The following is a 14,331-nucleotide window of genomic DNA, read 5'->3' on the forward strand; positions in this document are numbered from 1 at the left end:
GTCGAGTCGCGCGCTGCCCCTCAGGCAGCAACCGCGGCACCAACAACGGAGAACCTCCCTGTGGCCCACGTCCTTCAGAACGTCGTCTTCCCGCTCGATCGCGACCCCGATCTTCTCCCGCTGTACGCGGATCCGGAAACGTGGTCGGTGATCGAGGAGGAACCGGTCCGGGTCTCCAGCCGCGCGCACCTGGGCAACATCCTGGGACGGCACCGCGCCCGGATCGTGGCCGGTCGGCGCGTCTCCCTCGGCACCTACTTCAACGCCTTCCCCGCGTCGTACTGGCAGCACTGGACGAGCGTCCGCGAGGTGCAGCTCACGGTACGGACCACGGGGCCGGCGACCATCCTCGTCTACCGCTCCAACGGCGGCGGAGTCCGCCAGCGCGTGGCCACTCGCGAGGTCACCGGCGAGGCGACGACCTCGTTCGACCTCGACCTCACCCAGTACAGCGACGGCGGCTGGATCTGGTTCGACATCGTCGCCGACGAGAAGCCGGCCGTGCTCGAGGGCGCGGAGTGGACCACCGAGCAGGAGCCTGCCCGCACCGGGAAGGCCTCCCTCGGCATCACGACGTACAACAAGCCCGACTACTGCGTGGAGACCCTGAGGGCGCTCGCCTCCTCCCCTGATGCGCTGGAGTTCGTCGACCGCATCTTCCTCGTCGATCAGGGCACGCAGCTCGTCGCGGACCAGGACGGCTACGCCGAGGTCGCCGAGCGCCTGGGCGAGACGCTGCAGGTCATCCGCCAGGGCAACCTCGGCGGATCGGGCGGCTTCGCCCGAGCGATGCACGAGTCCCTGCAGCGCCCGGAGAGCGACTTCGTGCAGTTGCTGGACGACGACGTCCGCATCGAGCCGGAGTCCCTGCGGCGCTCCATCGTCTTCGGTCAGTTCGCGACGACGCCCGTGCTCGTCGGCGGACACATGTTCGACCTCCTCGACCGCCCGAAGCTGCACGGCTGGGCGGAGGTCGTCGACGAGGGGCCGTTCATGTGGCGCAACCTCTACCAGGAGAAGATGCCGCACGACTTCGGCGTCGCCAACCTGCGCCAGTCGCCGCTGCTGCACATGCGGATGGACGCCGACTACAACGGCTGGTGGATGTGCCTCATCCCGCTCGACGCGGTGCGCAAGGTCGGGCTGTCCCTTCCCGCCTTCATCAAGTGGGACGACGCCGAGTTCTGCCTGCGTGCCGGCGAGGCGGGCTTCCCGACCGTGTCGATGCCCGGCGTCGCGCTCTGGCACGTCTCCTGGGTGAACAAGGACGACTCGATCGACTGGCAGGCCTACTTCCACGCCCGCAACCGGATCGTCGCCGGGCTCCTGCACTCCGGAGCACCTCGAGGCGGCCGCCTCATCGTGCACAGCCGGCGCGTGGATCTGAAGCACCTCATGATGATGCAGTACTACCCGGTGGCGCTGCGCAATCGCGCCCTCCGCGACGTGCTCTCCGGACCCGACCACATGCGCCGCAACCTGGCCACGGCGATGCCGGCCGCACGCGCCCTGGCCGCGGAATACCCGGAGACGGTGGTCCATCGCGATCCTGCGCGCGTGCTGCACTCGCGCCGCGGACGACAGGTCTACAAGCGGCTGCCGAAGAACGAGTTCGACAGCCCGACCGGCTTGCGACTGCGGATCTTCACACTGAAGACGCTGCTCTCGCACTGGGTGCACCGCCCTGACCCGGCGAACATCGCTCGGCCGGAGGTGGAGTTCGGGAAGGGTGACGCACACTGGTGGCGCGTCCCGCTGTACGACAGCGCGCTCGTGAGCGCCGCCGACGGGTCCGGGAAGAACATCTACACGCGCGACCGTGCCAAGTACCGCCGCATGCTCCGAGACACCGTGCGTCTGCACGCTCAGCTGCGACGTCGATGGCCCGAACTGCAGCGTCAGTACCGGGAAGCACTGCCGGAGCTCGTCTCGCCCGAATCCTGGCAGCAGGTCTTCGAGGAGAAGGCATGACCACCGAGGCTCCTGCCTTCGATCCCTCTTCCGCCGCGATCGTCATCGTCACGTACAACCGCTCGCATCTGCTGACCGGCCTGCTCACGAGCATCACCGCGATGGATCCGAAGCCGGGCCACGTGATCGTGATCGACAACGCCTCCTCGGACGATACGACCGACGTCGTCGAGTCCTTCCGAGACGACATCGGCACCGACCTCGTGTATCGCCGTCTCGACGTCAACACCGGCGGGTCCGGCGGATTCAGCGAGGGCATGCGCACGGCGTACGACCTCGGCGCGCAGTGGATCTGGATGATGGACGACGACGTCGAAGTGCTCCCGGACGGTCTCGCCCGAATGGGCGCCTGGGCACCGCGCTTCAAGAGCATCCAGGGACGGCGCTACGACTACGACGGCAGCGAGTTCTACTGGCAGTACCGCATCGCGGAGCGCATGGGCATCCCGATCCCCTTCGCCCCTGCAGGCTTCGATTCCTCCGGCTACAAGGAGATGAACAGCGGCTGCTTCGAGGGGATGTTCATCCACCGCTCGATCGTGAAGCAGATCGGCCTCCCCGACCCCCGCTTCTTCATCTACTGGGACGACCAGATGTACGGGTGGCTGGCCTCGCGCCTGACCACCGCGGTCATCGTCGACGAGTTCGTGCTGCGCCGCACCCGCGAGATCCGGCAGTGGGACATGGGCATCCGGCACATGAACGCCTCGAGCAACGCCTACCGTTACTACATCATGCGCAACCGGGCCTTCATCAAGCAGTACTATCGCGTGCACGGCGTCTACAACCCCGTGCTGTTCGGTCTCGGGACGACCGCGACGTTCTTCAAGGAGCTGATCCGGCTCGTCTTCGTGGAGCGCACCGTCCGCGGCACGAGCAACCTGTTCCGCGGGCTCAGGGACGGCGGCCGCATCGGTCGCGATCGCACCTGGGAGCCGATGAGCCCTCTGGAGGCCTGACATGGACGAGCCGCAGCCCGAGGTACGGTGGGCCCCGCTTCCCCCCGCGCCGAAGCGCACCGGCCGGGTGTGGCTGATCGTCGGGCTGAGCGTTGCGGCGCTCGCGATCGTCGGGGTCCTGCTGTTCTTCCTGTTGCCGCGCGATGGTGGCCCCGAGCCCGCCGGCAGCGCGAGTCCGTCTCCGACGGCAAGCCCGTCCGAGACGTCCGCTCCCACGCCGACCGCCACGTCGGCCCCGTCCGCGACCCCGGACCCGACTCCGATCACGACCGCGCCCCCGGTCGGCGACCCGACGGTCGAGGTCTTCCGCGACAAGGTGTCCGGGTGGCTGAACTCCGCTGACCGGGGACTCGACATCATCGCGGGAGCGAGCGGCCAGGACGCGCTTCCTGTCGTGGATTCGCTCCAGCAGGACGCGCAGCGCCTGGGCGACGCACTGCCGCCGTCGTCCATCCAGGACCCCTGGCGCTCCGGCGTGGAGACCTACGCGCAGCGCCTCGCAGCACTGCGAGCGGCGATCGAGAGCGGCTCCGGAGTGTCAGGGGCGATCGCCGATGCACGCTCCGCCGCGGCAGATCTGCGCGGCCTCGTCGGCCTCTGACACTCCGGGTCGGTGCGTCGCCTCAGACGGAGTAGTCCGCGTTGTAGCGGTCCAGGACGTCCTTGATCGGGGCGTCCATGGCGAGCGTGCCGCGATCCAGGTACAGCCCCCTGGTGCAGAACCGGCGCAGGTCGCGCTCGTTGTGGCTGACGAAGAACAGCGTGCGGCCGTCCGAGAGCAGTTCGTCGATGCGCTTGTAGCACTTCTCCCTGAAGGCCTTGTCGCCGACCGCGAGCACCTCGTCGACGAGCAGGATGGGTTCATCGAGCTGGGAGACGACGGAGAACGCCAGACGCACCTTCATGCCGTTCGAGAGGTGCTTGTAGGGCGTCTCCTCGAATCCGGCGAGTTCGGCGAAGGCGATGATGTCGTCGTACCGACGGGCGACCTCGTCCTTCGACATGCCGTGCAGTCCGGCGGTCAGGCGGACGTTCTCACGGACCGTGAGGTCGCCGACGAATCCGCCGGTGATCTCGATGAGCGGGGCGACGCCGCCGTTCACACTCACCGTGCCCTCATCGGGCAGGAGGACGCCGGCCACGAGGCGGAGCAGCGTCGACTTGCCCTGCCCGTTCCGACCGACCACGCCGATCGACTCACCCGGCTGCACGGTGAAGGAGACGTCGCGCAGCGCCCAGAACTCGCCGGGACGCGAGCGCCGGGACGCTCCTGCGAAGAGGTCCTTGAAGTTCCGCTGCCCGCGACGGTTGCGGCGGAAGCGGACGCCGAGGTTCTGCACGACGATAGCGGCGTCCATCACAGCTCCTTCAGGACGGGGCGCTCGAGACGTCGGAACGCCCAGACGCCGAGCGCGAGGATGACCAGGCACATCACGGCGCTGACGGTGAGCGTGAACGGGTTCCACTGATCGGGGAAGAACGGCATGCGGTACAGCATGAAGATCCCCGCGAGCGGATTGAAGGCGCCGAGGGTCTGGAAGATGCCGGGCAGGTCCGTGACGTTGTAGATGATCGGTGTCGCGTAGAACATCGCACGCAGGATGAGGGCGGTGGTGCGCTCGAGGTCGGTGTAGAGCACGCACAGCGGAGCGACGAGCAAGCCGAGCCCGACGAGCAGCACGGTCTGCATGAGGATGGCCACCGGCACCCACAGCACGCCCCAGCCGATCTGCACGACCTGGTCGGCATGACTCTCGAACAGGAGGTTGATGACGATGAACAGCACCAGCACCGGCAGGGAGAACAGGAACTCCATGCCCTTGCTGAGGACGATGCGGTTCACCCAGATGGAACGAGGGATCGACGTCGAGCGGACGAGGCGGGCGTCCTTCTTGAACGCCCGGGTGAAGTCCGACACCGAGCTGTTGAACCACACCCACGGCAGCAGCGCACTGATGAGGAAGATGATGTACGGCTGCTCGCCGACGTCGCGGCTGAACACCTGCGTGAACACGAACCAGTAGATCGCGCTCATCACCAGCGGGTCGAGAACCGACCACACGTAACCGAGGAAGCTGGTCGCATACCGGACCTTGAGGTCGCGCGCGGACAGCAGCCACAGCGAATGCAGATAGCGCCGGGGCGTCCCGGGCGCCCCGACAGCAGCGTGACTCACGATTCCGAGTCTAGGAGAGAGTGTTGTTCCAGAGCGACAGCGCCGACCCGATGGCCATATGCATGTCGAGGTACTGGTACGTGCCGAGGCGACCGCCGAAGTGGACGTCCTTCTCCCCCTTCGCGAGCTCGCGGTACGCCAGCAGGCCCTCGCGGTCGGCCGGGGTGTTCACCGGGTAGTACGGCTCGTCGGCGCGCTCGGCGAACCGGGAGAACTCCCGCATGATCACGGTCTTCTCGGACTCGTAGACGTCCTTGCGCTCCGGATGGAAGTGCTTGAACTCGTGGATGCGCGTGTACGGCACGTCCATGTCCGGGTAGTTCATGACGCTGGTGCCCTGGAAGTCGCGGACGTCCAGCACCTCCTGCTCGAAGTCGAGCGTGCGCCAGCTCAGCGCCCCCTCGGCGTAGTCGAAGTAGCGGTCGACGGGACCGGTGTAGACCACCGGGACCTGACCGACGGTCGCCTTCTTGTTCAGCGGCTGGGACTCGTCGAAGTAGTCGACGTCCAGCTTCACCTCGATGCGGGGGTGGTCGGCCATCCGCTCGAGCCACGCCGTGTAGCCGTCCGTGGGCAGGCCCTCCCAGGTGTCGTTGAAGTACCGGTTGTCGTAGGTGTAGCGCACCGGGAGCCGGCTGATGATGTCTCCGGAGAGCTTCTGCGGGTCGGTCTGCCACTGCTTCGCGGTGTAGTCGCGGAAGAACGCCTCGAACAGCGGGCGGCCGACGAGGGCGATGCCCTTCTCCTCGAAGTTCGTCGCGGACTTCGCATCGAACTCGCCCGCCTGCTCCTTGACGAGAGCGCGAGCCTGGTCCGGCGTGTACGCGGCCTGGAAGAACTGGTTGATCGTCCCCAGGTTCACCGGCATCGGGAAGACGACGCCCTTGTGGGTCGTGTAGACGCGGTGCACGTAGTTCGTGAACGACGTGAAGCGGTTGACGTACTCCCACACCGTCGCGTTCGACGTGTGGAACAGGTGCGCACCGTAGCGATGCACCTCGATCCCGGTCTCGGGCTCCGCCTCGCTGTAGGCGTTGCCGCCGATGTGCGAGCGGCGGTCGATGACGGTCACCGTGCGGCCCGCTTCCGCGGCGCGCTCGGCGATGGTGAGGCCGAAGAAACCCGACCCGACGACGAGAAGATCCATGTTCCCCATCGTATCGGGGCGCGCCTGGGAGGTCGGGTCACCGGGCCGATCAGGCCGCAGCGCCCACCACGATCCGCGGGGTCCCCGCCCAGCGAGCCGCATCCGTGGCGTTGCGCCCGTCGACGAGCAGCCGGACCCCCGGCAGGTCCGCCGGCGACACTTCGCGGTAGTCGGCGTGGTCCGTCTGCAGGATCACGAGGTCCGCCTCGCCGCCGAACTCGTACGCGTCGAAGCCGAGGCGTCCGAGCTCCTCGTCGCTGTACAGCGGATCGTGCACCACGACCTGCGCGCCGCGGTCCTGGAGAGCCTTCACCGTCGGGAACACGCCGGAGAACGCCGTCTCCTTGACGCCGCCGCGATAGGCGGCCCCGAGCACGACCGCTCGCAGACCGCTCAGGTCGCCGAGGATGCCTTCCGCCTGCGCCACCAGGCGCTCCGGCATGGAGGCGTTGAGCTGGCGCGCGACGCGCACGATGTCGGCGTCGGGGTCGGTGGACAGGTACAGGCGGGGGTAGACCGGGATGCAGTGTCCGCCGACGGCGATGCCGGGGCGGTGGATGTGGCTGTACGGCTGCGAGTTGCAGGCCTCGATCACCTTGTAGACGTCGATGCCGTGTGCAGCGGCGAACAGACCGAACTGGTTGGCCAGACCGATGTTCACGTCGCGGTACGTCGTCTCGGCGAGCTTCGCCATCTCCGAGGCCTCCGTCGTTCCCAGGTCCCACACACCGTTGGGGCGAGGGAGGTCGGGACGCTCGTCGAACTGCAGGACGGACTCGTAGAACTCGCGGGCGCGACGGTTTCCCTCGTCGGACAGCGCGCCGATGAGCTTCGGGTACTTGCGCAGGTCAGCGAAGACCCGCCCGGTGAGCACGCGCTCCGGCGAGTAAGCGAGGAAGAAGTCCGTGCCCTCCGTCAGGCCGGAGCCCTCTTCGATCATGGGCTTCCACCGGTTCCGCGTCGTCCCCACGGGCAGCGTCGTCTCGTACGACACCAGGGTGCCGGGCGTGAGGTGCTCGGCGAGCGATCGCGTCGCCGAGTCCATGTACTGGAAGTCCGGCTCCCATGTCTCGTCGTTCACGAACACGGGTGCGACGAGCACGACGGCGTCGGCTCCCGGGATCGCCTCGGCGTAATCGGTCGTGGCGCGCAGACGGCCGGAGGGGACGAGCTCCTGCAGCTTCTCCGCCAGGTGGGCCTCGCCGGGGAACGGCTCCTGCCCGGCGTTGATGATGTCGACCGCCTTCTGGTTGACATCGACGCCGATCACATCGTGACCGGAGGAGGCGAACTGGACGGCGAGGGGAAGCCCGATCTTTCCGAGGGCCACGACGGCGATACGCATGGGGTCCAGTCTATGGGGCGATTCGGCGGATGATGCCCGCGCGCGACAGACCCCTCGGAAGGGGGAGCACCGTCATGATCGGCGTGCGAAAGACCGGCGCAGGTGCACCACCCACCCGACGATCGGCACGGCAAGGATGCGGCTTCGCAGGGTTCTCTGACAACGCCGACGAGCACCCTCGTCGAACGCGGCGCCGAGGTCAGGGTGCTCCATGCGGATAGCGCTCGCGATCGCATGGAAGGCGCGGTCCCGCTGCGCTGTGAGCATCTCCTGCGCCCGCCCGCTCGCATCGTCGGCGGTCCACCGGGAGAGAAGAGCGTCGTATGCCTGCAGCTGTTTCCAACGCGACTCGACCGACCAGTACTGGCCCCCTGCCGCATCCCGGATACCCGATGGCCGGTACGCACCTTCGGCGACGGTGGGCAGCGCGAGCCAGGTGCAGCGTTCGCCAGCCAGCATCAGGCGCATGGCGATGTGCACCTGCGGGTATACGAGGGCGTCGACCTCCTCGGCCTCCGCCCGCTCCGCGAGCTCCCCCAGCGCGGGCAGGCAGTCCTCCACGCGATACACCAGGCCCGGCGCGTGCGCGGATGCCGCGAGGAAATCCCTGGGGGCGATCGCCCCGGTGAACGAGCGTCCCCGGGAAACTCGCCCATCTCTGAGGAACTGGGGAGAGACGAAAACCGGGGCGTGGTCGCTCAGGTATTCCACAAGGGCTCGGATGTTCTCCATCAGGACACGGTCGTCATCGGCCGTGAGCATGAGGTACTCGGTCTCGCACTCGCGGAACAACCTCGCAAAGGTGCCTGCGTAACCCAGATTCTCCGGGTTCCGCAGCACGCGGACCCTGTCGACGACCGCCGGATCTGCGCGCAGGCGCTCAGCGGCGTCGTCGGTTCCCCCGTCGTCGATGACGACGATGTCGACCAGTTCAGAATCCTCGTGCGCCAGGATCTCCGTCACGGTCTTCCTGACGTCCTCGGCGCGGTTGTAGGTGGGGATCCCGATAGTCAGAAGCACGGCCGAATCGTATCGCAGAACCACATGGCCACGCTGGCGCCCTGCGCCGAGTGCTCAGCCGCCGAAAGCCGCGACGATCGCGTTCACCGCGCGTGTCGCGGCATGCCCGTCGCCGTACGGGGCCGCCTCGGTCGCTTCGGGCGCCGGCCTCGTCAGTGCGGCGGTGATCTCCTCCGCGGAGTTCGCCAGCACATTCCATCCGAGATCGACCGTCTCCACCCACTCGGTCTCACGCCGGACTGTGGTGCACGGCACCCTCAGCAGGAAGGCCTCCTTCTGCAGGCCTCCGGAATCAGTCACGACGCCGGCGCTCGAGAGAACCGCGGCGATCAGCTCCGGGTACGCGAGTGGATCCCGCGTTCGCAACGCGCCCGCGTCGAGCGCGATGCCGTGCTCGGCCGCTTTGGCGCGCACGCGCGGATGCGCCAGCAGGATCACCGGTTTGTCCGCGGCAGCCAAGGCCGCAACGACTTCGCGCAGCCGCTCAGGGCTATCCGTGTTCTCGGCGCGGTGAATGGTGGCCACGTAGTACTCCCCCGGACCACTGATGTCTGCAGCGGCGGTCGAGCCCTCGCGGATCACAGCATCACGAACCTGGTACAGCACGTCGGTCATGACGTCGCCAACCAAGACCGACCGCGCGGAGAGTCCCTCCTCTGCGAGGTGGCCCATCGCCACTTCAGTGGGTGCGAGGCAGAGATCGGCGGAATGGTCGGTGAGTACGCGGTTGTGTTCCTCGGGCATCGCCCTGTTGAAGGACCGCAACCCTGCCTCCAGATGCGCCACGGGGTAGTGCAGCTTCACCGCGCTGATGGCCGCCGCGAGCGTGGAATTCGTGTCGCCGTAAACGAGGACACTGTCCGGCTCGAAACGCGCAAGCACCTCATCCATCTGGGCGAGCATCGCGCCCGTCTGAACACCGTGTGAAGCGGAACCGACACCCAGGTGCGCGTCCGGCTCGGGGATGCCGAGGTCGCGGAAGAAAACGTCCGAAAGCATCGGGTCGTAGTGCTGGCCGGTGTGCACGATGACGTGCTCGTGGCCGGCAGCCTGCATGGCGTGGGCGATGGGGGCGAGCTTGACGAACTGCGGGCGCGCGCCCACGACACTCATGATCTTCACGACACCCATCCTAGGCAAGCCGCTGCGGGGCGATGCGCGCGGACAGGCTGTCAGATTGCGCGCGCCGCGCCGAGCAGGTGTGCGCTGAACGCGGAGTAGTTCGCATCGCTCGACCATGCCCGCTGCCAGTGCGCGATGCTCGCCTCCACGTACCGTCGGTAGTCGTCCGTCTCCGCAGCGGTCAGCAGCTCGAGTCGGTCGGCGATCTCCTCGGCGGTCGGCGTAGCCGGGAGCAGTCCGTCGAACATCCCGCCATCGACGTCGATCAGTTCGCTGTTGCCCCCGACGTCCGTGGCGATCACGGGAAACCCCTGTGCGAGTGCCTCCATGATCGACACGGGAACCCCCTCCGATTCGGAAACGTTGACGAACACACCGCCCGGCTGTGCTGTGTACTGCGCGCGGACTTCGTCGTTGGTGAGGTCGCCGAGGAACTCGAAGGTTCCGGACTCCAGGTGTTCGCCCGCCTGTCTCTCGACAGCAGCGGCATACTCCCCGCCCCCTGAGCCGATGTGGGTCCAGGTGACCTTCAGCCCCCGACGCTGCGCGACGGCAAGCGCCTGTATGAGCAGCGGGATGCGCTTCACCGGCACCAGGTAGGCGCAGGTGTACACCTTCAGCGGGTGTTGCACCACGTTGCCTGCCGACCTCGCCGGTGCGACACCGAGATGGCCAGTCTTGATGCGGTCGGCGTAGTCCGGGTACTTCGTCCGGAGGTAGTCCGCCCCGTGCTCTGAAGCGGTGAAGACCTCCGAGACGCTGGAGAGGAGCAGCTCGCGCTGAGGCAGGAAGTCGCCAGGGCTACGCTCGGAGAACACGTCGTAGCCGTGTGCGCGGCTGATCACCGGCACCGTCCGACTGCCCAACCGGTCAGCCAGTCGCACCGCCGTCCGCGCCGGCACCATCATCCAGTAGCTGTACAACACGGCGCGCGTTCCCGGAGCGAGCCGCGCGCGGACCGGTGCTGCCACCTCGTCGGCGACCGTGCAGGCGAGCAGATCGAGACGGAGGTCTACGAAGATCCGCCGCGGATGGGGGAAGGATCGCAATGCGCGCCCGAAAGCCGCCGCGGCTCTGACGGGGTGCCGGACCACATAGCGAAGAGCTCTCCGGATGCCAGCCTTCGCCGTGCTGACGGCTTCGGGGAGGATCACCTCGACGTTCTCCGGAGTCGCCCGTCTCCGTGTCTGTCCGACGCTGCGGACGACCGGGATGAGGAGCACACGATCGAATGCCGCCGCGAGGTGGCCGATCTCCGATTCGAGGAACTCCTCGCCGGGGGCGAACGGGAAGCAGTTCGTGAGGAGGATCAGGCAGGTCTCCGAAGCCTGCTCTCTGGCGGCGGCGTGGCGCATCGGTCTCCCGTCGGTTCAGCTGCCGTCCATCCTCGCACACGGGTGAAGAGCGACGCCTCCGCGTCTCTGCGCACGCCCACAGATCCGCCCGAATGCCAACGGGTAGGATCCATGAGGGTTTCCCGCGTCGGCGTAGCCCTGTGAAACAGCAAGGAGACTCACCCCGATGAGAAGCATCTGGCGGACACTGCTCGATCTGTTCCGCGTGCTTCCGCGCGATGCCCGCCCGTTCTATCTCTGGTATTCGATCGCCACAGGCCTGCTCGCGATCCTCGACACCGCGGCGCTGGCTCTGATTGTCCTCGCGGTGAACACCTTCGTCACCGACAAACCGATCGAGATCCCGTTCTTCGGCCCGCTCCCCGAGTCGGCCACGGCCTGGGTCGTGGTCGCCGTCGCCGCGCTGTTCATCCTCAAGGGAGTGCTCGCGGCGACGCTGCACTGGCGCGCCACGCGCCGGTTCGCCAGGTACGAGCTGGACCTCGGCGACAGGTTGTTCGCCGCGTACACCCACTCAAGCTGGGAGGACCGTTCGCGGATCAGCACTGCGGAGCTCACGCGCGTGGTCGATTCCTCGGTGGGCAGCGCGAACCGCGGATTCCTTCTCGCGCTCTCCCAAGTGCCCGGCAACCTGTTCACGTTCCTCGCGGCACTGCTCATCCTCGTGATCGCTCAGCCGCTGACGGCACTGATCGCCTTCGTCTACCTCTCGATCGTGTCCGGAACCATCTCGCTCACGCTCTCCCGTCGTTCGAAATCCGAAGGCCAACGCAGTCGTGACTACTCCTATCGGGTCGCGACTGTGATGACGGAGATGGTGGAGGCGCTGAAAGAGGTCACGTTGCGGGGCAAGCTTGACGAGGCCGGGCGCGTCATCTCGAAGAACCGAGCGGTTGCGACCCGATCGCGGGCGAACCTCGCCTTCATGACCATCGTCCCGCGCTACGCCTTCGAGGCCGCCCTGATCGGCGGATTCGTCCTCATCGGCGCCTCGGCATTCCTGACCGGCGGCGCCGCGGAGGCTGTCGTGGCCATATCGCTGTTCGCCGCGTCCGGATTCCGGATGATCCCCTCGATGAACGCTGTGCAGGCCAGCCTCACAGCCGCATCCTCGAACGAGGTCTACGCGAGGGACGTGATCCGACAGCTCACGCAGACGAACACGGCCGTGCAGACCGAGCCGAGCGACTCCGAGAGCCTGCCCCTGCACCCCCGCGAGCTGCGGTTGCGGAACGTCTCCTTCAGCTACGACGGTGACCGCGGACCGGTCTTGAAGGACCTCGATCTGAGCGTCCCGTTCGGATCCAGCCTCGCTATCGTCGGTCCTTCGGGCGCCGGGAAGTCCACGCTGATCGATATCATCCTCGGCCTCAGCGTACCGACGTCGGGAACTCTCGAGATCGACGGGCACCCCGTGGACCGTGTCCTGCATCAGTGGCGTCAGCGCGTGGGGTATGTGCCGCAGCGGGTGGCACTGTTCGACGGCTCCGTGGCGCAGAACGTCGCGCTGACGTGGGAGCAGGACTACGATCCCGACCGTGTCGTCCAGGCTCTTCGACGAGCGCACATCAGCGAGATTGCCGAGCGTCCCGGCGGACTCGAGGAGCGTCTCGGCGAACGCGGCTCCTCGGTATCCGGAGGGCAGCAACAGCGACTCGGGATCGCCAGGGCGCTTTACACCGATCCCTTGGTGATGGTCATGGACGAAGCAACGAGCTCGCTCGACACGGCCACCGAGAACCGAGTCGTCGAATCGATGAACGAGCTGCACGGCAAGGTGACCTTCATCACCGTGGCGCACCGTCTCGCCACCATCCGGCACTACGACCAGGTCTGCTACCTCGATCAGGGTCGCGTCCTGGGCTTCGGCACCTTCGACGAAGTCGTCGCGCAGGTACCCGACTTCCGGTTCCAAGCGTCGCTCGCCGGACTTGTGCCGTAGCTTCGTCCGCTCCCTCCCCCGTCCGCCCTTCCCAGGAGACCCGGAACATGCGAATCCTGCTCATCTGCCCGTTCTTCCCGCCCGAGAACAAGATCGCCGCCGTGCGGATCTCGAAGCTCGCCTCGTTCTGGGCCTCCGCGGGGCACGAGGTGCGTGTGCTCACCCGCGACGGCGCGGACGAGGGTCTCATCGTCCCCGAGCACGCCGGGCTGACCATCCACCGCGTGGCGGACCCGATGATGAAGGCCGTCTCCGGCGTGCAGAGCCTCAAACCGAAGAAGCCGCGGCCGTGGCACCGTGCCGCGTCGGTCGCTTACGCCATCGCGATGAAGTTCGTCTGGCCGGACATCTACGGCCGGTGGGCGAAAGCCGCAGGGCGCCACGCCGCCGCATGGGACTGGCGCCCTGACGTGGTCGTGACCAGCGTCGGCCCGTTCAGCGCCCTGATGCTCGGTTCCAGACTGGCGAAGCACTTCGAGGCCAAGCTCGCCGTCGACTACCGTGACCTGCTCTCCAACAGCACCTACTACCCGTACGGCGCGCTCCGACGTCGCCTGGACTCGTCTGTCGAGCGTCGGCACGTGTCGGACGCTGCCTTGCTCACCACGGTCAGCGCCCCCCTCGCGGACGAACTCGAAGCTGCGTATGGGGTCCCCACGGTCGTGGTCACCAATGGCTACGACCCCCAGGACTTCGCGCATCTCGAGTACCACCCGTCCTCTTCCGAACTGCGCATCGCCTACTGCGGCTGGGTGATCCCTAAAAGACGCGATCCCCTGCCGTTCCTCAGCGGCGTTGCGGAGCTGCTGCGTGCGCACCCGGACACCCGCATTTCCGTCGACTTCTACGGTCCGCATTCGGCCGAGGTCGCTGCCGCCATCGAGTCGCTGGGGCTCAATGCCGCCGTCCGCCAGCACGGGAAGGTGAGCCACGCGGAGTCGCTGCAGATCCAAGCCGACTCCGACGCGCTGCTGCTTCTGCTGTGGAACGACCCCGGCGAGAAGGGCGTGCTGAGCGGCAAGGTCTTCGAGTACATCGGAGCTGCGCGCCCGATCATCATGACCGGGCTCGAGGACAGCGCCGCCGGCGACCTGATACGCGACAACGGGCTCGGCGTCGTCAGCAATGACCCCGCGGCGATCGCGGACGCTCTATACGCGATGGCCGAGGAGAAGTCGCGCACCGGACGCGTACAGGCCCCATCGCTCGCCGAGGGCACGCAGTTCACGCGTGACGCCCAGAGCCGGGTGTTCCTGGACGCTCTGGAAGCGATCGTCTGAGCCCGAGATCCGGA

General features: G+C 67.3%; 12 protein-coding genes. 5 read left to right on the forward strand and 7 right to left on the reverse strand.

Annotation, left to right across the window (positions count from 1 at the left end):
* Positions 1-60 precede the first annotated feature (60 nt).
* The 3 genes from AB1285_RS09290 to AB1285_RS09300 are packed head-to-tail and all read left to right on the forward strand — an operon-like array spanning position 61 to position 3,531.
* The gene (locus tag AB1285_RS09290) at positions 61-1,971 is read left to right on the forward strand and encodes a glycosyltransferase (protein WP_187663716.1); all 1,911 of its coding nucleotides are present in this window, start codon (positions 61-63) and stop codon (positions 1,969-1,971) included.
* Positions 1,968-2,930 carry a glycosyltransferase family 2 protein gene (locus tag AB1285_RS09295; protein WP_187663715.1) on the forward strand — a complete coding sequence of 321 codons (963 nt, stop codon included), beginning with the start codon at positions 1,968-1,970 and terminating at the stop codon, positions 2,928-2,930. The genes AB1285_RS09290 and AB1285_RS09295 overlap by 4 nt, the downstream gene beginning before the upstream one ends.
* A gap of 1 nt (position 2,931) precedes the next feature.
* Positions 2,932-3,531 carry a hypothetical protein gene (locus AB1285_RS09300; RefSeq protein ID WP_259953201.1) on the forward strand — a complete coding sequence of 200 codons (600 nt, stop codon included), beginning with the start codon at positions 2,932-2,934 and terminating at the stop codon, positions 3,529-3,531.
* 22 nt (positions 3,532-3,553) lie between these two features.
* On the opposite strand, the gene AB1285_RS09305 is transcribed toward AB1285_RS09300, so the two are convergent.
* From AB1285_RS09305 to AB1285_RS09335, 7 genes are all read right to left on the reverse strand, one after another.
* A complete protein-coding gene (locus AB1285_RS09305) occupies positions 3,554-4,288 on the reverse strand; it encodes an ABC transporter ATP-binding protein (RefSeq protein ID WP_187663713.1) in 735 nt (244 codons plus the stop codon).
* A complete protein-coding gene (locus tag AB1285_RS09310) occupies positions 4,288-5,106 on the reverse strand; it encodes an ABC transporter permease (protein WP_187663712.1) in 819 nt (272 codons plus the stop codon). Before AB1285_RS09310 ends, AB1285_RS09305 begins: the two co-directional genes overlap by 1 nt.
* 10 nt (positions 5,107-5,116) lie before the next feature.
* Positions 5,117-6,253 (reverse strand): UDP-galactopyranose mutase, encoded by a 1,137-nt coding sequence (gene glf / locus AB1285_RS09315; RefSeq protein WP_187663711.1) that lies wholly within the window; start codon positions 6,251-6,253, stop codon positions 5,117-5,119.
* Between the two features lie 49 nt (positions 6,254-6,302).
* Positions 6,303-7,598 carry a nucleotide sugar dehydrogenase gene (locus AB1285_RS09320; protein WP_259953199.1) on the reverse strand — a complete coding sequence of 432 codons (1,296 nt, stop codon included), beginning with the start codon at positions 7,596-7,598 and terminating at the stop codon, positions 6,303-6,305.
* A gap of 72 nt (positions 7,599-7,670) precedes the next feature.
* On the reverse strand, positions 7,671-8,618 hold the full coding sequence (locus AB1285_RS09325) for a glycosyltransferase family 2 protein (RefSeq protein ID WP_370428729.1): 948 nt from the start codon (positions 8,616-8,618) through the stop codon (positions 7,671-7,673).
* A gap of 54 nt (positions 8,619-8,672) precedes the next feature.
* Complete coding sequence (gene wecB / locus AB1285_RS09330) at positions 8,673-9,740, reverse strand: non-hydrolyzing UDP-N-acetylglucosamine 2-epimerase (RefSeq protein ID WP_370428728.1); 1,068 nt, start codon at positions 9,738-9,740, stop codon at positions 8,673-8,675.
* A 50-nt stretch (positions 9,741-9,790) separates the two neighbouring features.
* The gene (locus tag AB1285_RS09335) at positions 9,791-11,095 is read right to left on the reverse strand and encodes a glycosyltransferase (RefSeq protein ID WP_370428727.1); all 1,305 of its coding nucleotides are present in this window, start codon (positions 11,093-11,095) and stop codon (positions 9,791-9,793) included.
* Positions 11,096-11,261: 166 nt separating this feature from the next.
* On the opposite strand from AB1285_RS09335, the gene AB1285_RS09340 reads away from it, so the two are divergent.
* Positions 11,262-13,037 (forward strand): ABC transporter ATP-binding protein, encoded by a 1,776-nt coding sequence (locus tag AB1285_RS09340; protein ID WP_187663706.1) that lies wholly within the window; start codon positions 11,262-11,264, stop codon positions 13,035-13,037.
* A gap of 47 nt (positions 13,038-13,084) precedes the next feature.
* Complete coding sequence (locus AB1285_RS09345) at positions 13,085-14,317, forward strand: glycosyltransferase (protein WP_370428726.1); 1,233 nt, start codon at positions 13,085-13,087, stop codon at positions 14,315-14,317.
* The last annotated feature ends 14 nt before the right edge of the window (positions 14,318-14,331 follow it).

This window comes from Microbacterium sp. NRRL B-14842, from assembly GCF_050470785.1.